The 863-nt window shown below is 49.1% G+C and carries 1 protein-coding gene; it reads right to left on the bottom strand.

Features of this window, described 5'->3' with window-relative positions; genetic code table 11:
- Positions 1–239: 239 nt before the first annotated feature.
- Positions 240–863, bottom strand: a 624-nt coding sequence (locus tag AC07Y2_RS28725) for a hypothetical protein (RefSeq protein WP_158248871.1), incomplete at its 5' end; no start/stop codon positions are given.

The raw sequence follows: 863 nt of genomic DNA, 5'->3' as shown, positions 1-863 counted from the left end.
CGGTTGAATCCGGTGGCGGTTTTTTTATGCCCGATGAGCTGTGTTGTTTGTGAGGTCGCTTTCGCGAGCAGGTCGAATCGTCGCTCCCACATCTGGAATGCATTTCTCTGTGGGAGCGAATTTGCTGGTAAATAAATACGTCCCCTTTTTTATTCAGCTCAATCGGTTAGCTGTTAAGTAAGTGCCATTCAAATACGTCCCCTTTTTTCTTCGTGTCAGGATCAGGCCTCCGGCAGTATTCAAACCCAGAATGTAAAGTAATCCAGATAAGTACCGCCCCGTGTTCGGAATTCAATTGAAGTGATTTTCCTGCCGGAGGGCGCAGAGAAATCAATCCAGCCATGTTGGGGGACACTCCCACTAGTATGAGTGTAGCGTATGAACCCCACTTGTCCAAAATCGTCGCAAAATCTATAGTCCACATCTTGGTATCGATAGGTGTTTGCAAATCTGACTCGAGAGTAGGCTGATTTGAACCTGAAAGTGATCTGTTGATCATCATCCCATGAGGATGGCGCGACAGCGTGGTGGGCTAACATCCCTGGCACGGCGGGAGTCCCAAGCGAATCGTCGTGAGTTCGAATGCCGGCGTAACCATCAATACCAGTTGTGAAATCGTACGTGATGGTCATGCTCGGGAGGTCAATGCTCTCGCCGGCGCGAATTCGTTGGGCGGGTTTGTCATCAAAGTCCTCAGATAGAATGAGGGGGTATGCTTTGATAGAGTAGGTCCGTAATGGAAATTTCACTGCTTCAGCTTCATTTGCAGATCCGTCCAGATTGACCGCACAGGCAATCGTCAGCTCACTTCCATCTTTTAGTGTTTTCAACCACTCAACCGGCGCGAGCACCGACAATCCATC

The sequence above is a fragment of the Pseudomonas sp. GW456-12-1-14-TSB6 genome, assembly GCF_059424205.1.
Note: the sequence above shows the minus strand (reverse complement) of the source record. Positions and strands in the feature narration are given on the sequence as shown.